The organism is Streptomyces sp. NPDC038200 (assembly GCF_055600785.1).
This window is the reverse complement of sequence record NZ_JBVJYH010000009.1, coordinates 194,774-214,341: the sequence shown is the minus strand read 5'-3', so window position 1 is coordinate 214,341 and position 19,568 is coordinate 194,774. Positions and strand designations below refer to the sequence as shown.

The following is a 19,568-nucleotide window of genomic DNA, read 5'->3' as shown; positions in this document are numbered from 1 at the left end:
GTCACCCGGCACGGTGACGATCCGGCAGACCGCCCCATCGGCCGGTTCGCGATGACAGCCTGGACGAATGCGGATCGACAGCGCGCGGCGCAGGACGATCGCGACGGCGGCCCTCGGTGTCCTCCTCGCGACGCTCGCCGCATGCGCCACCGCATCCCCCGGTCCGGCCCGCACCCCGGGCGCGCGCGGCGCTCACGGCCGCTCCGCACCGGCATCCACCGTGGCATCCGCCCCCACGGCCGACCCGACCCGCATCCCGGGCGTGGGCGACCGCCTGTACCGACGGATCCCCGCCGGCTCCCGACAGGTCGTGGCCGTGTACGGCGAGGACGAGGACTCGGCCGACTCCAGGGTCGTGCTGTACATCCGGCGGGGAGCGGAGTGGCGGGCGGTGGGCGGCTGGCCCGCGCACAACGGGCGCCGCGGCTGGACCACGGACCATCACGAGGGCGACCAACGCACCCCGGTCGGCGTGTTCACCCTCACGCAGGCGGGCGGTGTGCTCGCCGATCCGGGCACCAGGCTGCCCTACGACCAGGACGCGGACGCCTACGCACCCCCGCGAGGGTGGGACGCGGCCCATCAGCACGACTTCGACTACGTCATCGCCATCGACTACAACCGGCTCGACGGCACGCCACCGCGCGACGCGAGCCGCCCCTGGGGCGCGGACAGGGGCGGCGGCATCTGGTTGCACATGGACCACGGCAGTGGCACGTCGGCCTGCGTCAGCGTCTCCGGGCAGGCCATGGAGTTCCTGCTGCGCACGCTGGACCCGGCGCGCCGGCCGGTCGTGGTGATGGGGGACAGGGCGACGCTGACGGCGTAGCGGAGGATGCGTGCCGCGGCCTCCCTCTCGTGTCCCGTCCAGCGTCCCGTGTCAGGTTCCCGGCTTCCCGGCGTCACCGCCCTGCCGAGGGAGCGATCTATCCCTGCGGTTCCTCCTGGATTTCTTCCTGTGCCTCGTCCTGTGGTTCATCCTGCGGCTCGTCCTGTGGTTCGTCCTGCGGTTGATCCCGTCGTTCTCCCTGTGGTTCTCCCTGCGGTTCATCCTGGGGTTCTGCCAGGGGCCCTCCCAGAGGCTCCCCTTGCGGCACTCCCGCAGGCGCTCCCTGCGGTGCCCCCTGAAGCGATGCCTGTGGTTGTCCCTGAGGTGCCCCCTGAAGCGCTCCTTGCGGTTGTCCCTGAGCCGCTCCCGCAGGTGCTCCCTGCGGTTGTCCCTGTGGCTGTCCCTGTGGCCCCGCCGTCGCGGCGGACGAGTCCACCAGGTCCACGTCGCTGGCCCGGACGTAGGCCAGCCGGTGGCCGAACTGGATCTCGTAGTACCGCTCCTGGCCCCACACCACCGGGTTGGGCGTCTCGCTGAACGTCTTGGAGGTGTAGGAACTGCCGACGCCGGACTGCGTCACATAGCGCTGGCCCGCCAGGAAGCTGTAGGGGAGCGGGGAGTCGGTCGGCTCTTCCACGTCCTCCGGGTAGGCGTCCTCCTCCGGGAGGGCGCGTCCGTACACCGGGATCTCGTCCAGGCCGTCCTTCGGCGTGACCATGCGCCCGGACGCACCGACGGCGGTCGGGTTCTCCTTGGGGTTCTTGAACCACGCCTTCCGGCCCTGGTACCAGATCGCCGTCCAGTCGCCGTTGCGGTCGGCGACGGCGAAGGTCTGACCGGTCGAGACGCGTGATCCCAGGTCGTTGATGTCCTCCGTGGAGTTGTCGCCCTCCGGTCTGCGGCCCGGGTCCTGGATCAGTTGGGCATGCTCGTTCGGCTCGGTGTACAGGCGGACCGCGCTGGAACCATGCGGCCGACAGAGTGCACCACTGCCGGTGCACCCCGTGAATCGCGGCTTGTTCTTGCCGTAGTCCGGCAGGATGGTCACGACGTCGCTGTCCGGTCCTGCGGTCGCCCGCAGCGGTGCGCCGAGGAGGTCGAAGTAGTGCCGCCAGTCCCAGAAGGGGCCCGGGTCGTCGTGCATGTCGGGAATGGAGTCCGCGGTCGGGGCCGGCACGTTGTCGTGGCCGAAGATGTGCTGCCGGTCCAGCGGAATGCCGTACTTCTTCGTGAGGTACCGCACCAGGTGCGCCGAGGCCTGGTACATCCGCTCCGTGTACCAGGTTCCGGGCTGCGTGAGGAAGCCCTCGTGCTCGATGCCGATCGAGCGGGCGTTCACGAACTGGCTGCCGGAGTGCCAGGCCTCGTCCTTGGTCTTGACGTGCTGCGTGACGTGGCCGTCGCTGGAGCGGATCGAGTAGTGCCACGAGGACTCCGTCGGAGTCTGCACCGTCTGGAACATGCTCGGCAGCTCCGCCTCGGTGTCGTGGATGACGATGTACTCGATCGGCTGGTCCCTGGGGCGGTCGCCCAGGTCGTGGTTGCCGTAGTCGGTGTCGCTGTCCTCGGTCTCGATCTCCACGTACGGCGCGCCGAGCCAGTCGCAGGCCAGCTCGGCGGGGCACTCGACCTCCTTCGACCGCTGCGGGCCCTGCAGGCGCGGGGTGCGGTGGTGCTGCTGCACTCCGGGGGTGGCGGGGAGGGTGACCTCCTGCCCTTCGGCGGTGGTGCGGTGCGCGCCCTTGCGGATCAGGGCGAAGACGTCGTCGGCGTACGCCGCCGCTGACGTGACGTCACGTGTGCCCGGGTAGCGCGCCACCGTCTCCCACCAGTCCGCGGGGTTGGCGCTGAGAGGTTTGCCGAGCTGTCGCTGAGTGGCCGCCAGCAGGGCGGCGCCGCCGCGCACGTTGGCGACGGCGTCCGTCCGCAGACGCTCGGTGGGGGCCTGGATGAGCCGTGCCGCGTGCTGGAGGTCCGCCGGCTGCACGGCGTGCCGGGCCGAGGGACCCGTCTGCTCCGCGGTGAGCGACCCCGCCGCCCCCGTCTGCGGCCGGGCGCCGCCCTTGTCCGGCGGCTGCGTGCCGGTCGCGGGGGCCCTGGCCGGGACGCGCTCGGTGTCCACCAGGTGCATCGGTCCGAAGCCGCCCGCGACGCTGGGTGCGCCCGGATGGGAGTCCCAGCGTGTCTGCATGTAGGACACGCTCATGAGCACACTGCGCGGTACCTGGAACTCGCGCGCGGCGTCCGTGAAGGCGTCCTGCAGACGCCGGTCCGCCACGTCGTCGGCGCCGGACGTCGGGAGGATCAGCAGAGGCGGCAGCAGCGCCGCCCCCGCGATCACACAGGCCGTGAGGCGGCACCTCCGGATGGCCCCGGGGGCATGTGCAGAAACAATTCTTCTCATCGCAGAGGCTCTCCCAACCACGCTCGTTCGCAACCAGGACAAAGGAGTTGCCCGTCACGCCACCCCTTGTACGTTTCCGTGCCCGGCGCGCCGTGTCGTGGCGAGCGTCACCGGGGTGGACCAGCGGTCCGGCAGAGGCCACCCGGTCGGCGGCAAGGACTCGGCTGCCTGGGGCAACCACGCGGGACCGCGGGCGGGCTCAGTCCTCGACCGGGTCCACCTGCCAGTCGGGGTGGCCCGGCATGGGTGGGGTGTGCGCGCCGTACAGCCACGGGGTCAGGAACGGTTCCAGGTCCTCGCCCGCGACCCGGGACGCGAGCGCGACGAAGTCCCGGGTGCCGGCCGTGCGTCCCCGATAGGTGGTCACCCAGGCTCGCTCGATGCGGTCGAACGCCTCCTCGCCGACCTTCTCCCGCAGCGCGAACAGCACCAGGGCCGAGCCGTCGTAGCGCATCACCTTGAACAGCGTCGCCTCGGTCGGCTCGGCGGGCGCCCCGTCGTCGTGCCGCCACTGGTCGTGCTGCTCGTACGCCGCCCGCATCGCGGACCGGAGGCTCACACCGCCGTGCTCGTCGGAGTACAGGCGTTCGTAGAAACGGGCGTGACCCTCGCTCAGCCAGAGGTCGGACCAGCGCCGGATGGCGACGCTGTCCCCCGTCCAATGGTGTGTCAGCTCGTGGACGAGATTGCGTTCCGCGTCGACGCGGTCGCCCAGCAGGTCGTCCCGCGGAACGACGGAGAGGGACTGGGTCTCCAGGGCCACCGGCAGGTCGGTGTCGCCGACCAGCACACCGTAGCGGCGGAACGGGTACGGGCCGAGCCGCCGCTCCAGCCAGGCGAGGTGCTGGGGGGTCAGGGAGCGGTACGTCTCGGTGTCCGTGACCAGGTCGTCCGGGACGACGTCCCGCACGGGCAGCCCGCGCGGGCCCCGGCTGTCGACGAACGTGAACCTCCCGATCGCCAGCTGGACCAGTTGGGCCGCGATCGGCTGCTCCGAGTCGTACGTCCACCGGACGCGGCCGTCCGGCTGCCGGTGGCTGCCGACGAGCCGGCCGTTGGCCACCGCGCTGAGCCCCGCGGGGGTGGTGATCCGGAACGTGATCGGCGCCCGCAGGCTCGGGTGGTCGTTCGCCGGGAAGATCATTTTGGCGCCGTCCGGCTGGGCGCAGATCACGGTGCCGTCGGCGGTGGGCACCCACCCGTAATCCTGGATCGCGTCGTCGCGGTGACGTCCCTGCGTGGGGTCGGCGGTGTAGGCGACGCGGACGGTGAACGCGCTGCCGCGGGGGATCGGCTTGGCGGGGGTGACGACGAGTTCGTCGCCGTCGCGCCGGGCGGCGGCCGGAGTGCCGTCGACGGTGACGTGGTGCAGCGCGTTGCCCGCGAAGTCGAGGTCGAAGCGGGACAGGGGCTGCGTGGCGGTGGCGCTGATGGTGGCGCCGGCCTCGAAGGGCGTGCGTGGTGCACGCCAGTCGAAGTCGAGCGTGTACCGGCGGACGGTGTAGCCGCCGTTGCCGGCGAGCGGCATGAGCGGGTCGCCGATGCCCCGCGCGCCGGGGGACGGGGCCGGGTCGGCGGGGGCGGCCGAGGCGCCGGGGGAGCCGTGGTCCGCGGGCGGGACGCCGCCGGTGAACAGGACGGTGAACGTGACGGCTCCCGCGAGGGCGACGGTTCCGGTGGCGGCGAGGACGAGGGTCGCGCGACGCGGCCGGAGGGCGGGGCCGTGACGCCGGGGCGGGGACTCCGGGCGCATGGACGGAACCCTCACCGGACGGATCCGGGGGTGTCGCGGGGGAGGGGAGCCGGGCTCGCGGCCGTGCGTCTCGCCGGACCGCCGGCGGTCGTGATCTCCATGATCGCACTATGCCAGCAAGGTGTGCTTATATCACTAAATGTCCGTCCGGTGGGTGCTCGCGCGTGGTGCGTGACGACCGTCCTCATCGCGCCGATCTGCCCCAGGCGTCATTGCGGGGCGATCCGTCTCCCCGTAGAACACCGGGCATGAGAAGACGGATAGTCATGTCCATGCTCGCCGGGGCGACCCTCCTGGCGGGCACGCTCTTCGGCGCCGGAACCTCGACCGCCCAAGCAGCCGACGTGCCCGCCGAGTTCGGCACCGACTGGCACGACCCGGTGACCGCGGCCCCACCCGTCGACCGGCCGCACACCCGCTCCTGCCAGGTCACCCTCGCCGACGCCCGGTTCCGCGACTTCACCCCCTACCGTGGCACGTACGCCCCTCCCCAGGGGTGCGGTGACCGCTGGAGCAAGGTCGTCCTGCGTCTCGACGGCAAGGTGAAGGGCCGTCAGTACGACCGGCTCGGCTATCTGCGCGTCGGCGGGGTCGAGATCCTGCGGACCTCCACCCCCGAGCCCTCGCCCGACGGCGTCGAGTGGCACGTCGAGAAGGACGTCACCCGCTACGGCGACACCCTCCGCGGCGCCCGGGACGTCGAGATGCTGATCGGCAACGTGGTCGACGACACCTACACCGGTGTCATCGACGTGCACGTCACCCTGACCTTCTACACGGGGCGTCCCGCGACGGCCGCCCCCGACCGGGTCCTCACCCTCGCCGACACGTCCGCCGGCACGACCCTCACCACCCCGCGCAACAGCGAACGGATCGTCGCCGAGGTCTACGCGACCGGTTCGGGCGGCGGCTGCGAGGAGTTCTGGTACCTGACCGTGGCCGACCCGGCGTCGTACTCGTGCAAGGCCGACCGCGGCCCGTACCGCGAGGTGCAGATCAGCGTCGACGGCCGGCTCGCCGGTATCGCGGCGCCGTTCCCGAACGTGTGGACGGGCGGCTGGTCCAACCCCTTCCTCTGGTACGTCCTCCCGGCCCCGCGCGCCTTCGACGTCCGGCCCGTCGAGTACGACCTCACGCCCTTCGCCGGTCTCCTCAACGACGGCCGTCCGCACCGCGTCGAGGTGTCCGTCGCCGGTGTGCCCGCGGGGCAGTCGGGCTGGAGCACCCCGGTGAACGTCCTGGTCTGGCAGGACGAGCACCGCGCCCACGTCCCGGGCGCCCTCGTCGAGGACAAGGCCACCGACCTCGCCAACTCCTCCGTCTACACGCCCGGTGCGGTGAACCGGGTGGACACCCAGGCCGGACACCGGCTCACCGTCTCCGGCTACCTGGACACCTCGCACGGGCGCGTGACCACCACCGTCACCCGGACGCTCGCCAACACCTCCGCCCACCACTGGACCGACGGCGAGAACACGGACGGACTCGACGCGACCTGGACCGACGACGAGACGGTGCGTGTCGCCGGCCACGGCCCCGCGCGGACGACGCGCACGCACCGCACGTACACCGCGAACGGTGCCACCACGGTCGCCCCGGACGATCGGCTGCGGACCGTGCTGACCCTCGGCGACCGGGCGTCCGTGGTGACACGGGAAGGCGGCCGGCGCACCACGTGGTCGCGGCTGGACGACACCTACAGCGGCGACGCCGCCTACACGCTCGGCGTCCCCCGTGAGCAGCGGCACGCGGTCGGCACGTCGACCGAGCGCTACCGCCTGCGCGGTTCGGACGGCTGCTACGACCGTTCCCTGACCACGGCCCAGGGGGTGCTGACGGAGGACCGCAGCCGATGCTGAGACCGGCGGCAGGGCCGGTGCAGGCCGCGGTGTGACGCGGCCGGTCCGTGATCCGGATTCCTACGAGGGGTCGGCGAGGCCTCGGGGGTGAGCGCCGGGTCCCGGTCGCGCGAGGCCCCTGCTCCTCCGTTCGGGGGCGGGGGCCTCGGCCGTTCTCGGTCAGCAGCGCTGGGCGGCGTCGCCGTCGATCAGGGTGTCCAGCAGGACGCCGAGGACCTGGCGCTCCTTCTCCGTCAGCGGCGCCAGTATCTCCTCGGCCGCCGAGTGGCGGGCGCCGCGCAGTTCGCGCAGGGTCGCGCGGCCCTCGTCCGTCAGCTCGATCCGGGTCACGCGCCGGTTCGCCGGGTCCGGCGCCCGCCGTACCTTGCCGCTCGCCTCCAGCCCGTCGACCAGCGTCGTCACGGCGCGCGGCACGACCTCCAGGCGCTCGGCGAGGTCGGCCATGCGCGGCGGCGAGGCGTAGTGCGCGAGGGTGCGCAGCAGTCGGGACTGGGCGGGTGTGACCCCCAGCTCGCGCAGCTCCAGATGGCGTTTCTGGATGCGGTGCACCCGGCGGGTGAGCCGTAGCAACTGCTCGGCGAGCAGGCCGTCGGGATCTGGGGTGGTCATGCGGGAACAATATCAGGATGCCGTTCATTGTGAGTATAGGTAACAATGAGCTACGATCCGTAAGGCATCGTCGGCCGCTTGCCGGCCGGCGCCCGTTCACCTCCGTAGGAGCCCATGCATCCCGACCGTGAACCATCCTGGACCCCGCCTGCCGACGCGGGCGAGCAGCCCCGGCAGGTGCGCCGCATCCTGCGGCTCTTCCATCCCTACCGCGGGCGGCTCGCCGTCGTCGGCGTGCTCGTCGGCGCCTCCTCGCTGGTCTCGGTGGCCACGCCGTTCCTGCTGAAGGAGACGCTCGACGTCGCGATCCCGCAGGGCCGCACCGGCCTGCTGAGCCTGCTCGCGCTCGGCATGATCCTCAGCGCCGTCCTGTCCAGCGTCTTCGGCGTGCTGCAGACGCTGATCTCCACCACCGTCGGCCAGCGGGTCATGCACGACCTGCGCACCGCGGTCTACGGCCGCCTGCAGCGCATGTCGCTCGCCTTCTTCACCCGCACCCGCACCGGCGAGGTCCAGTCCCGCATCGCCAACGACATCGGCGGTATGCAGGCCACCGTCACCTCCACGGCCACCTCCCTGGTGTCCAACGCCACCAGCGTGGTCGCCACGATCGTCGCGATGATCGCCCTGGACTGGCGGCTGACGATCGTCTCGCTGCTCCTGCTGCCGGTGTTCGTGTGGATCAGCCGCCGCGTGGGCAACGAACGCAAGAAGATCACCACGCAGCGGCAGAAACAGATGGCCGCGATGGCGGCCACGGTCACCGAGTCGCTCTCGGTCAGCGGCATCCTGCTCGGCCGCACCATGGGCCGCTCCGACTCCCTGACCGCCTCCTTCGCCGCGGAGTCCGAGCGCCTGGTCGACCTGGAGGTCAGGTCGAACATGGCCGGACGCTGGCGCATGGCCGTGATCACCATCGTCATGGCCGCGATGCCCGCCGTCATCTACTGGACCGCCGGCCTCGCCCTCCGGTCCGGCGGCCCCGAGGTCTCCCTCGGCACCATCGTCGCCTTCGTCTCCCTCCAGCAGGGCCTGTTCCGCCCGGCCGTGAGCCTGCTCGCGACCGGCGTCCAGATCCAGACCTCGCTGGCGCTCTTCCAGCGCATCTTCGAATATCTGGACCTGCCGATCGACATCACCGAGCGAGAGCGGCCGGTCCGCCTCGACCAGATCAAGGGCGAAGTCCGCTTCGAAGAGGTCGAGTTCCGCTACGACGGCAAGGGTGGCCCCGTCCTCGACGGCGTCGACGTCACCGTCCCGGCCGGCGGCAGCCTCGCCGTCGTCGGCCCGACCGGCGCCGGCAAGTCCACGCTCGGCTATCTGGTGCCCCGCCTGTACGACGTCACCGGCGGCCGCGTCACGCTGGACGGGGTGGACGTCCGCGACCTCGACTTCGACACCCTCGCCCGCGCGGTCGGCGTCGTCTCGCAGGAGACGTACCTCTTCCACGCCTCGGTCGCCGACAACCTGCGCTTCGCCAAGCCGGACGCCACCGACGAGGAACTGCACGCGGCGGCCGAGGCGGCGCAGATACACGACCACATCGCGGCGCTGCCCGACGGCTACGACACGGTCGTCGGTGAACGCGGCCACCGCTTCTCCGGCGGTGAGAAGCAGCGTCTGGCGATAGCCCGCACCATCCTGCGCGACCCACCGGTCCTCATCCTGGACGAGGCCACCAGCGCGCTCGACACCCGCACGGAGGCCGCCGTCCAGCGGGCCATCGACGCGCTGTCGGCCGACCGTACGACGATCACCATCGCCCACCGCCTGTCCACGGTCCGCGGTGCCGATCAGATCGTGGTGCTGGACTCCGGCCGGGTCGCCGAACGCGGCACCCACGAGGAACTGCTGGAGCGGGACGGCCGGTACGCGGCGCTGGTGCGCCGGGACGCGCAACTGCAGCCGACAAGCTGAACATATGCCGGGTTTGTGACGATATGCGTATTACCGTGCCCGCATGCAGACGAACACTCCGTCACGGAGAACGACCCGACTGACACGCCGGGGCAGACTCATCGTCCTCGTGGCCGGCGCCGTCATGGCCGGCACCGCCGTGGCGGTGCCGCTGCTGATGCTGGAGAGCAGCCGCGAGCAGGCGCAGACCGCCACGCTGGTCATCCCGGAGGGCTGGCGCGCCGGCCAGGTGTACGACGCGATCGACAAGGCCCTGAAACTGCCCCCGGGCAGCACCCGCAAGTCCCTCGACAAGACCACCCTGAAGCTGCCGGGCGAGGCCGCGGGCAACCCCGAGGGCTATCTCTTCCCGGCGACGTATCCCCTCCAGAAAGGGGCGACCCCCGAGTCGCTGCTCCAGTTCATGGTCGACACGGCCAACAAGAAGTACACCGCCGCACCGGTCGCGGCCGGGGCGCAGCGCAGCGCGATGAACACCTACCAGGCCGTCACCATCGCCAGCATCGTCCAGGCCGAGGCCGCCACGAAGGCGGACATGGGCAAGGTCGCCCGGGTCGTCTTCAACCGGCTGGAGCGCGGGATGCCGCTGCAGATGGACTCGACCATCCATTACGCACTGAACCGCAACACCCTCCGCACCAGCCAGAGCGACACGCAGATCGAGAGCCCGTACAACTCCTACCAGCGCGTGGGGCTGCCGCCGACGCCGATCGACAGCCCCGGCGAGGACGCGATGCACGCGGCCCTCAACCCGACGCCGGGCGACTGGCTGTACTTCGTCACGGTCAAGCCCGGGGACACCCGCTTCACCGCGGACTACAACACGCACCTGCAGAACGTGGCCGACTTCAACGCCCTCCACCAGGCCACGGCGCCGTCCACGAGCGGCAGCCCGTCGGGGTCCCCGGCCGTCCCGTCCTCCGCGTCCCCTCCGGTCACCTGACCGGGCGGGACGTCACGCGGCGACCGCCTGTTCGGCCGACAGCCGCCTGATGTCCCGGACGGCGGCGCGCCCGGCCCGGTTGGCCCCGACGGTGCTGGCCGAGGGGCCGTAACCGACGAGGTGGATCCGTGGATCGGCGACCGCGCGGGTGCCCTCCACACGGATGCCGCCGCCCGGCTCGCGCAGCCGCAGCGGCGCGAGATGGTCCAGTGCGGCCCGGAAGCCGGTCGCCCACAGGATCACGTCGGCGGCCACCTGCCGGCCGTCCCGCCACTCCACGCCGTCCGGGACGATCCGGTCGAACATCGGCTGCCGGTCCAGGACCCCGTCCGCGAGGCCCTGCCGGACGGCGTCGTTCAGGGGCAGTCCGGTGACCGAGACCACACTGCGCGGCGGCAGGCCCTGACGCACCCGCTCGTCCACCAGCGCGACGGCCGCGCGGCCCGCCTCCTGGTCGAAGGGCCCCTCGCGGAAGACCGGGGGCCGCCGGGTGACCCAGGTGGTCGCGGCGGCGTACGGGGCGAGTTCCAGCAGGTGCTGGGTGCCGGAGGCGCCACCGCCCACGACCACGACCCGCCGCCCGGCGAACTCTTCGGGCCCGGTGTACTGCGCGGTGTGCAACTGCCGCCCGCGGAAGGTCTCCTGGCCGGGGTAGCGCGGCCAGAACGGCCGGTCCCAGGTGCCGGTCGCGTTGATCAGTGCCCGTGTCGACCAGCTGCCGTCGGAGGTCTCCACGAGCAGCCGCCCGCCGATGCCCTCGCGCACCGCGCGCACGTCCACGGGCCGCCGTACCCGCAGGTCGAAGGTGCGCTCGTACTGGTCGAAGTACTCCGCGACGACCTCCGCCGAGGGGCGAGCCGGGTCGGCGTCCGTCAGCTCCATGCCGGGCAGCGCGTGCATTCCGTGCACCTTGCCGAACGTCAGCGAAGGCCACCGGAACTGCCAGGCACCGCCCGGCCCGGGGGAGTGGTCGAGGACCACGAAGTCGCGGTCCGGCTCGAAGCCGGTGCGCCGCAGATGATAGGCGGCGGCCAGACCGGCCTGACCCGCGCCGATGACGACGACCTCGACCTCGCGTGCTGCGTTCACGCCTCTCCCAACAGGGACCCGTCCGCAGATCTTCCCGGCTTACCGGCTGCCCCGCTGCCTCGCTGCCTCGCTGTCCGGCTGCCCGGCGACCGCTCGCCGCGAGCGGCGGCGCTCGTAGGGGCGTCCGACGGGGTGCGGCCCGTCGCCGCCGCTCGGCAGGGACCGGCGCGGTCGTACGGCCGTGTCGGCGTCTCCCTTCGTCAGCCCTTGGCCGGGGTCGTCGACGGCGGCAGGTCGCCGTTGTACCGCGGGTCCACGAAGTCGGCGAAGCGCACCTTCCGCGGGATGAGCTTCAACGCGGTGAACGCGTCGGCGATCTGCTGCTCGGAGGCGACGAGCGGCTTGTCGACGGCGACCGAGATGCGGGTGGAGTTCGTGCGCCGCACGGATGCCAGCGCCACCTCGTACGGCAATCCGGTGTCCTTCGACCACACCTTGGCCCACTCCTCCTGGTGGTCGCGCACCCAGGCCGTGGCCCGCCGCAGCCGAGCGAGATAGTCCTTGATGGCGGCGGCCTTCTTCGGGTCCCGCAGTGCGGCGGGCGCGGCGACCTGGAAGGTGAGGCCGTTGGTGATGCCGTCGCCGGTGGTGAGCACCCGGCCCTGCTCGGCCTGGAGGATCTGCGAGGTGTACGGGTCCCAGACGGCCCATGCGTCGACCTTGCCGGAGGTGAACGCGGCGAGCGCGTCGGCCGGCTGCAGGTACTTGACCTCGACGTCGGACAGGCTGAGCCCGGCCGCCTTGAGCGAGGCGACCAGCTGGTAGTGCGCGGAGGAACCCTGCGCGACGGCGACGGACCTGCCCTTGAGCTGCTGAGGCCGGGTCAGCTTCGAGCCGTTCGGCACGAGGATGGTGTCGCCCTTGGAGGTGCCGTGCCAGGCGGCCACGACGGAGATCTTCGAGCCGGCGCCGGCCGCGAAGACGGGTGGGGTGTTACCGACACCGCCGATGTCGACGGCCTTCGCGTTCACGGCCTCCAGCAGCGGCGGGCCGGAGGTGAAGGTCGACCACTTGATCTTGTAGTGCAGGTTCTTCAGCTCTCCGGCGGCGCGCAGGATGGCCTCCGAACCGCCCTTCTGGTCACCCACGTCGAGAGTGACGGAGCCCTTCCCGTCGATGGAGCCGCCGGTGTCGGCGGACGAGTTCCCGCCGCAGGCGGTGAGCAGGAGGGCGAAGGGGAGGAGTGCGGCGGGGAGGTGTCGTCGTCGCATGACGGTTCCGTTCGTGTGCGGGAGCTTCGGGGTTCTACGGGGTGTTCAGGCGGCTTCGGCGGCGGTGTCCACGCCGAGCCGTTCGAGCAGCCGGGCGCGGAGCGCGGCGAACCGGGGGTCGGTGATCTCGCGCGGCCGGTCCAGGTCGATGCGCTGCTCGTGGGCGATCCGGCCGCCGTCCATCACCAGGACGCGGTCGGCGAGCAGCACCGCTTCCTCCACGTCGTGCGTCACCAGCAGCACCGCACAGCCCCGGCGCTGCCACAGCTCCGCGACCAGGCGCTGGGCCTTGATACGGGTGAGGGCGTCGAGGGCACCGAACGGCTCGTCGAGCAGCAGCAGATCGGGCTCGCGGACCAGGGCGCGGGCCAGGGAGGCGCGCTGGGCCTCGCCGCCGGAGAGGGTCTTGGGCCAGGCACCGACGCGATGAGCGAGGCCCACCTCGTCCAGTGCCCGCTCGGCGACGGCGCGTTCGGGCCTGCCGGGCAGCCCGAGCAGCACGTTGCGCCACACCTTCTTCCACGGCATCAGCCGGGGTGCCTGGAAGGCGACGGCCCGGCGGCGCGGGACCAGGGCCGTGCCCTCGATGTCCCGGTCCAGGCCCGCCAGGATCCGCAGCAGAGTCGACTTGCCGCAGCCGCTGCGGCCGAGCAGGGCGACGAACTCGCCGGGCGCGATGTCGAGTCGGAGATCGTCGATGACCGCGCGGCCGTCGAAGGAGCGGGTCAGCCCCTCGACATGCACCGCTTGTCCGGTCACCGTCCGGTGAACGTCGGTCGCCATTGCAGCAGCAGCCTTTCGAGAGAGCGGACGACGAAGTCGGCGAGCAGGCCGAGGAAGGCGTAGACGATCAGGCAGACCACGATCACGTCGGTCCGCAGGAAGTCCCGTGCCTGCACCATCAGGAAGCCGATGCCGGCGTCGGCGTTGACCTGCTCGGCGAAGACGAGCGCGAGCCAGGCGATGCCGAGCGAGTAGCGCAGTCCGGTCAGCGCCCCGGGCAGCGCGCCCGGCAGCACCACATGCCGTACCAGCCCCCAGCGGGACAGTCCCAACGATTCACCGGCCTCGATGAGTTGGGCGTCCACACCGCGGATGCCGGCGTAGACGTTGAGGTAGAGCGGGAAGGTCACGCCGAGTGTGATGATCGCGATCTTCGGGACCTCGCCGATCCCGAACCAGATGATGAACAGCGGGATGAGACCGACGAACGGCACCGTCCGCAGCATCTGCACCGGCGCGTCCACCAGGTCCTCGCCGATCCGGAACAGCCCGGAGACCAGGGCGAGTCCGGTGCCGATCACCGTGCCGAACACCAGCCCGAACGCGACGCGCTGAAGGGAGGTCGTCATGGCCGACGGCAGCGAGCCGTCGTCGACCAGATCCCAGCCGACCTGTGCGATCCGGCCGGGCGAGGCGAGGACGTCGGACGCCAGCGCACCGGTTCCGCTGAGGAGTTGCCACAGGGCCAGCAGCAGGAGCGGGCCGGCGGTGCGGCGCAGCCAGCGGGGGATCCGGGTGCGGCGGGCGGAGACGGGGACGACGGGTTGGAGGTCCGGGGACGTGTGTCGGGGGGAAGGGTTTCCGGAAGCGCCGGCGCCGGGGGCCTCCCGCTTGGATATGCCGGAAATATCGGGTTCCGGAGAGTTGGGTGGGGCATGACTGATGCTCATGGGTGCTCCGCGGGAAGGAGAGCCGGGGTGGGGGAGTGCGGCTCGGCGCCGCCGCGTCATGTCCCGGTCAGTGACGGATCGGGGACGGCGCGCGGGTGGGGCGGCGGCGGGAACCGGCGGCGACGCGGGGGAAGACTTCGAGAAAAAAGGGCGTCAGCAGCCGCGGCGACAGGCGGCGGAGGCCACCCGCAGCAGGTCGATGTGACCGCGCGTGGTGAGCAGTGCTGAACGCAACATGCGGCTGAACGTAGTCAGATGGCTGCGCGCAGGTCAACGGTGTCTCGTCTGATGGACCTCGCGTATCAGAATTCGGTGATGCGGTGGGGCGTGAAAACCGGCGTATGGGTCAGGATGGGGGCATGTCCGATGCCTTCACCACGCGCATGCTGCACGTCTCCACCGGGACCCGGGAGCGAGTCGTCGACCTCACCGCCGACTGCGAGGAATTCCTCCGGGAGGCGGCGGCCGGCCGGGACGGCCTGCTCAACATCTTCGTCCCGCACGCCACCGCCGGGATCGCCGTCATCGAAACGGGCGCCGGCAGCGACGACGACCTCCTCACGGCCCTGCACACCCTGCTGCCCGCCGACGACCGCTGGCAGCACCGCCACGGCAGCCCGGGCCACGGCCGCGACCACGTCCTGCCCGCCATCGTCCCGCCCCACGCGACCCTCCCGGTGATCGGCGGTCGCCTGGAACTGGGCACCTGGCAGTCGGTGTGCCTGGTGGACACCAACAAGGACAACCCTGACCGCCGGGTACGGCTGAGCTTCCTCGGCTGAGCTTCTCCGGCCGAGCCGCACGGGCCGCGCCTTCTCGGCCGGGCTGCCGCTGCCGAGTCCACCCAGTCCACCCAGTCCACCGAGTCCACCGAGTCCCGAAGTCCTCTGATCTCCCCGAGTCCGTCGGTCGGTTCCTCGGCCGGGCCGGTCAGGCGCCGGTCCGGCCGGGCGTCGGTATCAGGCCGAGGTGCTGGGCGCGCAGAACCGTGGTGACGCGGTCGCGGGTGCCCAGCTTGCGGTAGATGTTCTCGACGTGCTTGTGCACCGTACGGACCGAGATGCCGAGGCGGCGGCCGATGGCGTCGGCGGTGAGCGCCTCGGTGAGCAGGAGGAGCACCGCGGTCTCGCGCGGGGTCAGCGCGGAGTCCGCCGCCCGCTGGTCCGGCGCGCCGACCGGGCCGAGTGCCCGCCGCCACTCGGCCAGCAGCTGCCGTTGCCGTTCGACCGCCGCCAGCAGCGGCTGGGCGCGCTCGGCCATGGCCAGGTGGTCGTCGGTGAAGTCCGTACCGGCGCGGTACACGAGGCACCCGGTGATCGGCACCCTGCTCCCGGGAAGCGGCACGCCCAGCACGTGGTCGGCGTCCAGGACCTCGCCGAGCAGGCGTGCCGTCGGGCTGCCCGGCCAGGTGCGCCCCGCCGCCCGCAGCGCGGAGACCGGCGTCCGGTCCGGGCCGGCGGCGTAGTGGCCGGCGAAGGGGTAGCCCGCCCGCAGCAGGCTCAGATCGGCGTCCCCGAGCCGGGCCAGTTCCGCGGCGGCAGCGTCGGGCACCGTGCCGATCGTGCCCTTGTTCTCGCTCCAGTCGTCCAGCTTGTGGATGACCGTCTCACCGCCGCACATCTCCGCCAGCGTGCCGGCCAGCATCGGCCACAGCCGCTCGGGCTCCCGTTCGTGCAACGCCGCCACGGCGACGGCCGTCATGCGCTCGTAGGACCTGTCCAGCCGCACGGGTTCCTCTCCGGTTGCCTTGCGTACCCCTCCCCCTCGTCGGCGTACGTACTTGTACGCATACCCCTGCGGTCCCCGGCTGTCGCACACTTCATCCCGGCGACACCGGCTGCTCGGACGTCATGTCCGAGGGGCCGCCGGCACGGGGGAACGGCGGCCCGTCCGGTGTCGCCGGTCCGCGTGCCCCGAGCCCTCTTGCCGACCGGATGGCCGGTGCCGCGGGGCGGAGAACCGACGACGCCCCCCGGCGGAGCCGGAGGGCGTCGGGACGGGCGGGAGGATCAGCCGCGCTCGGCGCCGCTCTCCTTCTCCTTCTTCAGGTTCTTGATCCGCACGGCTTCCTTGCGGACGTCGGCCTGGGTGGCGCGCTCCTTCTGCAGCCACTCGGGCTGTTCCTGCTTGAGCGCCTCGATCTGCTCGGTGGTCAGCGGCTCGGTGACCCCGCCCCGGGCGAGGCCCGCGATGGAGACGCCCAGCTTGGCAGCCACCACCGGACGCGGGTGGGGGCCGTTGAGCCGCAGCTCGCGCAGCCACTCCGGCGGGTTGGCCTGCAGCTCGTTCAGCTCGGCACGCGAAACCGCACCCTCCTGGAACGAGGCGGGGGTGGCGGGGAGGTACACACCCAGCTTCTTCGCCGCGGTCGCGGGCTTCATCGTCTGGGTGTTCTGCTGCGACTTCATGGTGTCAAGGGTATCGGCCGTGTGCGAGAGGACCGACCACGGCCGGTGAAGGGGCCGGGCACGAGCGGCGCGGGAACCGAGCCGGGCGCAGTGAGGACCGGTCACGGACGGTGCGGCACGGCGACCACCGGCAGTGAGCGGGGCCGGTGACGGCCGGTGTCGGAGGCGACCGGAGGGCGACCGGTGTCGGCCCGTGGCGGCCCGTGGCGGAGGGGACCGGCGGCGGCCGGTAATCTGGCCTGGTGACAGGCTCGGAGGAATCACCGTCGTTCCGGCTCGCGTACGTTCCCGGAGTGACGCCCGCCAAGTGGGTGAAGGTCTGGAACGAACGCCTGCCCGGCGTCCCGCTCACCCTCGTCCAGGTCCCGGCCGCCGAGGCGCCCGAGGTGCTGCGCGGGGGCGAGGCCGACGCGGGCCTGGTCCGGCTGCCGGTCGACCGTACGTTCTTCAGCGCGATCCCGCTCTACACCGAGACCACGGTGGTCATCGTCCCGAAGGACCACCTGCTCACGGCCGCGGACGAGGTGACCCTGGCCGATCTTGCCGACGAGGTGCTCTTCCACCCCCTGGACGACGTCTTCGACTGGGACGCCCCGCCGGGTGAACCGGCCTTCGAGCGGCCCGCCACGACCCCGGACGCCATCGAGCTGGTGGCGGCCAACGTCGGCCTTCTGCTCGTCCCGCAGTCCCTGGCCCGCCTGTACCACCGCCGCGATCTCACCTACCGTCCGGTCGTCGACGCGCCCCAGTCGAGCGTCGCCCTCTCCTGGCCGGAGGAGGTCACCACCGACCTGGTGGAGGACTTCATCGGCATCGTCCGCGGGCGCACGGTCAACAGCACGCGCGGCCGGACGGCGGCGAAGGCGGCCACCGGCGAGCAGGGCCGGCGCTCCGATCAGAGCGGCGGCACCCGGCCGGCGCAGGGGGCGAAGTCCCAGGCCAAGTCGTCGGCGAAGGCCTCGGGCAAGTCGTCGGGCAAGTCGTCGGCGAACCCTTCGGGCCGTACGGCGCGCGCCCGCACCGGTGGTGGCAAGCCGGCGGCCAAGCGAGGCAGGCCGCGCAAGCGGTCGTGAGCGGCCCCGGGCAGCACGCCTCGTCGGGCCGGTGTAGCGGTATGTCGCATCCCCTCGTCGGGCCGGTGTAGCGGTATGTCGCATCCCCTCGTCGGGCCGGTGTAGCGGTATGTCGCATCCCCTCGTCGGGCCGCTGTCGCGGTACGTCGCATCCCCCCGTCGGGCCGCTGTAGCGGTACGTCGTCTCCCCCTCGGCGGTCGCCGAACCGCTATGACCCTTGCTGCGCCGTCGCTTCCTCCTCCAGCCGCTCCACCTCCGGACCGATCTGCCGTTCCCGCAGGTCCGCACAGGCCAGGAGCAGGGCCAGCAGGACGATCCCGACGGAGCTGAGCAGGGCGAGCTGGAGGGCCGCGCGGGGGCTGCCGCGGTTGGCGAGGTGGGCGAAGAACACCGAGCCGACCGCCGCGATACCGGCCGCCGAGCCGATGCGCTGAGCCGTCTGGAGCACCCCGCTGGCCGCCCCGGCGCGCTGCACCGGGACGAGGGAGAGGGCCAGCGTCGTGTTCGGTGAGACGATCAGGCCCGAGCCGATGCCGGCGACGAGCAGCGGGAGCGCGGCGGCCCAGCCGATGGCCGGTCCCGGTACCCACTGAACGATCAGGACGACGCCGAGCAGGCCCGCCGACACCCCGCACAGCCCGGTGATGACCAGCCGGCGGCCGTGCCGCACGACCAGTCGGCCGCTGGCGGTCGCCATCGCGGCCGACCCCACGGCGAAAGGCATCGACGCCACCCCCGCCGCGAGCGCGCTGTAGCCCATGTTGTTCTGGAGGAACAGGGTGTAGACGAAGAACAGTGTGGTGAAGCCCCCGAAATAGACCAGGCTCAGCAGGGTGCCCAGCGAGTAGGAGCGCAGCGAGAACAGTCGCAGGTCGATCAGGGGAGCGCGACCGCGCCGGGTCTGCCGCCGCTCCCACGCCCAGAAGGCGGCCAGCAGCAGGGCGGCGAGCGGCAGCAGCGCCCATTTCCGCCGTCCGGGCCACTGTTGCTCCTGTACGAACGGCAGCATGACGGCGAGCACGCTCGCCCCGAGCAGGAGGACGCCCGGCAGATCGAGGCCCTCGTGCCGGTCCGCCGTCGCCGGGTGCCGGGGGAAGAGCCGCAGCGCCGCGGCGAACGCGGCCACGCCGATCGGCACGTTGACGTAGAACACCCATCGCCAGCCGTCCTCGGCGCCGGCGGCATGGAGCAGCAGGCCGCCGGTGAGCGGGCCGACCGCCGTGGAGGTCGCGATGACGCTGGCCATCATGCCGAACGCCCGGGCCCGCTCCTCGCCCTTGAACAGCTGCTGGATCAGCCCCGAGGTCTGCGGTGCGACCATGCCGCCCGCCGCGCCCTGGAGCAGCCGGAACAGCACCAGATAGGCCCCGTTCGGAGCCAGCCCGCACGCGGCCGAGGTGAGAGTGAACAGGGCGAGTCCCAGCAGGAAGACCTCGCGCCGGCCACGCACGTCGCCGAGTCGGCCGGCCGGCACGAGCGCCAGCCCGAAGGTGAGGGCGTAGCCGGACACCACCCAGGACAGCTCGGCCTCGTCGGCGTGCAGCCCGTGTTCCATCGAGGGCAGCGCCACGTTCACGATCGAGGTGTCCAGAAGTGTCATGAAGCCCGCGGTCAACGACACCGCGAGCGCCCTCCACCGCCGGTCGTCGGGGGCCGGACCGGCCTGCTCTGTGGTCATGGGGTCACGCTAAGCAACCGCGGGCCGACGCGCCCGGAAGGCGCCCGCGCGCGTCGGCCGCGCCGCCCCGCCGAGAAGCGGGTCTCTCCCACGCGGGGCCGGCCCCTGCCGCGCTCGTCAC

At 72.1% G+C, this 19,568-nt stretch carries 17 protein-coding genes; 6 read left to right on the top strand and 11 right to left on the bottom strand.

The genetic code is table 11. The annotated features are described in order from the left end of the window. Positions 1 to 67: 67 nt before the first annotated feature. Entirely contained in the window at positions 68 to 829 is a 762-nt protein-coding gene (locus tag ACZ7KF_RS20795; protein ID WP_471076813.1) for a L,D-transpeptidase family protein, read from the top strand. 97 nt (positions 830 to 926) lie between these two features. Here the strand turns inward: ACZ7KF_RS20795 and ACZ7KF_RS20790 are convergent, their stop codons facing one another. Both ACZ7KF_RS20790 and ACZ7KF_RS20785 read right to left on the bottom strand, forming a co-directional pair. Then, positions 927 to 3,170, bottom strand: a complete 2,244-nt coding sequence (locus tag ACZ7KF_RS20790) for an N-acetylmuramoyl-L-alanine amidase (protein ID WP_471076810.1) — start codon at positions 3,168 to 3,170, stop codon at positions 927 to 929. Between the two features lie 262 nt (positions 3,171 to 3,432). Beyond that, the gene (locus tag ACZ7KF_RS20785; protein WP_471076807.1) at positions 3,433 to 4,986 is read right to left on the bottom strand and encodes a M1 family metallopeptidase; all 1,554 of its coding nucleotides are present in this window, start codon (positions 4,984 to 4,986) and stop codon (positions 3,433 to 3,435) included. A 248-nt stretch (positions 4,987 to 5,234) separates the two neighbouring features. Between ACZ7KF_RS20785 and ACZ7KF_RS20780 the strand changes: the two genes are divergently transcribed. Next, on the top strand, positions 5,235 to 6,845 hold the full coding sequence (locus ACZ7KF_RS20780; RefSeq protein ID WP_471076804.1) for a peptide-N4-asparagine amidase: 1,611 nt from the start codon (positions 5,235 to 5,237) through the stop codon (positions 6,843 to 6,845). A 159-nt stretch (positions 6,846 to 7,004) separates the two neighbouring features. Here the strand turns inward: ACZ7KF_RS20780 and ACZ7KF_RS20775 are convergent, their stop codons facing one another. Then, positions 7,005 to 7,454 carry a MarR family winged helix-turn-helix transcriptional regulator gene (locus ACZ7KF_RS20775; RefSeq protein WP_471076801.1) on the bottom strand — a complete coding sequence of 150 codons (450 nt, stop codon included), beginning with the start codon at positions 7,452 to 7,454 and terminating at the stop codon, positions 7,005 to 7,007. 114 nt (positions 7,455 to 7,568) lie between these two features. Between ACZ7KF_RS20775 and ACZ7KF_RS20770 the strand changes: the two genes are divergently transcribed. After that, positions 7,569 to 9,371: an ABC transporter ATP-binding protein gene (locus ACZ7KF_RS20770; RefSeq protein WP_471076798.1), complete on the top strand. Its 1,803-nt coding sequence runs from the start codon at positions 7,569 to 7,571 to the stop codon at positions 9,369 to 9,371. Positions 9,372 to 9,414: 43 nt separating this feature from the next. Continuing rightward, on the top strand, positions 9,415 to 10,314 hold the full coding sequence (mltG, locus tag ACZ7KF_RS20765) for an endolytic transglycosylase MltG (RefSeq protein ID WP_471076795.1): 900 nt from the start codon (positions 9,415 to 9,417) through the stop codon (positions 10,312 to 10,314). A 12-nt stretch (positions 10,315 to 10,326) separates the two neighbouring features. Here the strand turns inward: mltG and ACZ7KF_RS20760 are convergent, their stop codons facing one another. From ACZ7KF_RS20760 to ACZ7KF_RS20740, 5 genes are all read right to left on the bottom strand, one after another. Beyond that, positions 10,327 to 11,403, bottom strand: a complete 1,077-nt coding sequence (locus ACZ7KF_RS20760; RefSeq protein ID WP_471076792.1) for an NAD(P)-binding domain-containing protein — start codon at positions 11,401 to 11,403, stop codon at positions 10,327 to 10,329. A gap of 200 nt (positions 11,404 to 11,603) precedes the next feature. Continuing rightward, entirely contained in the window at positions 11,604 to 12,614 is a 1,011-nt protein-coding gene (locus ACZ7KF_RS20755) for an ABC transporter substrate-binding protein (protein WP_471076789.1), read from the bottom strand. A 45-nt stretch (positions 12,615 to 12,659) separates the two neighbouring features. Next, on the bottom strand, positions 12,660 to 13,397 hold the full coding sequence (locus tag ACZ7KF_RS20750; protein WP_471076787.1) for an ABC transporter ATP-binding protein: 738 nt from the start codon (positions 13,395 to 13,397) through the stop codon (positions 12,660 to 12,662). Beyond that, positions 13,370 to 14,287, bottom strand: coding sequence for an ABC transporter permease (locus ACZ7KF_RS20745; RefSeq protein ID WP_471076784.1), 918 nt, complete (start codon positions 14,285 to 14,287; stop codon positions 13,370 to 13,372). The genes ACZ7KF_RS20750 and ACZ7KF_RS20745 overlap by 28 nt, the downstream gene beginning before the upstream one ends. 153 nt (positions 14,288 to 14,440) lie before the next feature. Continuing rightward, the gene (locus tag ACZ7KF_RS20740) at positions 14,441 to 14,524 is read right to left on the bottom strand and encodes a putative leader peptide (protein WP_349817350.1); all 84 of its coding nucleotides are present in this window, start codon (positions 14,522 to 14,524) and stop codon (positions 14,441 to 14,443) included. Positions 14,525 to 14,646: 122 nt separating this feature from the next. Here ACZ7KF_RS20740 and ACZ7KF_RS20735 point away from each other — a divergent pair, with 122 nt between their 5' ends. Further along, the gene (locus tag ACZ7KF_RS20735; protein WP_225821532.1) at positions 14,647 to 15,069 is read left to right on the top strand and encodes a secondary thiamine-phosphate synthase enzyme YjbQ; all 423 of its coding nucleotides are present in this window, start codon (positions 14,647 to 14,649) and stop codon (positions 15,067 to 15,069) included. 148 nt (positions 15,070 to 15,217) lie between these two features. Here the strand turns inward: ACZ7KF_RS20735 and ACZ7KF_RS20730 are convergent, their stop codons facing one another. Together ACZ7KF_RS20730 and ACZ7KF_RS20725 are read right to left on the bottom strand one after the other, a co-directional pair. Then, positions 15,218 to 16,015, bottom strand: coding sequence for a helix-turn-helix transcriptional regulator (locus ACZ7KF_RS20730; protein WP_471076781.1), 798 nt, complete (start codon positions 16,013 to 16,015; stop codon positions 15,218 to 15,220). Positions 16,016 to 16,296: 281 nt separating this feature from the next. Further along, a complete protein-coding gene (locus tag ACZ7KF_RS20725; protein ID WP_471076778.1) occupies positions 16,297 to 16,695 on the bottom strand; it encodes a DUF5997 family protein in 399 nt (132 codons plus the stop codon). 242 nt (positions 16,696 to 16,937) lie between these two features. Here ACZ7KF_RS20725 and ACZ7KF_RS20720 point away from each other — a divergent pair, with 242 nt between their 5' ends. Then, positions 16,938 to 17,768, top strand: coding sequence for a LysR family substrate-binding domain-containing protein (locus tag ACZ7KF_RS20720; protein ID WP_471076775.1), 831 nt, complete (start codon positions 16,938 to 16,940; stop codon positions 17,766 to 17,768). 209 nt (positions 17,769 to 17,977) lie between these two features. Here ACZ7KF_RS20720 and ACZ7KF_RS20715 read toward each other — a convergent pair whose 3' ends face one another. Beyond that, complete coding sequence (locus ACZ7KF_RS20715; protein WP_471076772.1) at positions 17,978 to 19,447, bottom strand: MFS transporter; 1,470 nt, start codon at positions 19,445 to 19,447, stop codon at positions 17,978 to 17,980. Positions 19,448 to 19,568: the final 121 nt, after the last annotated feature.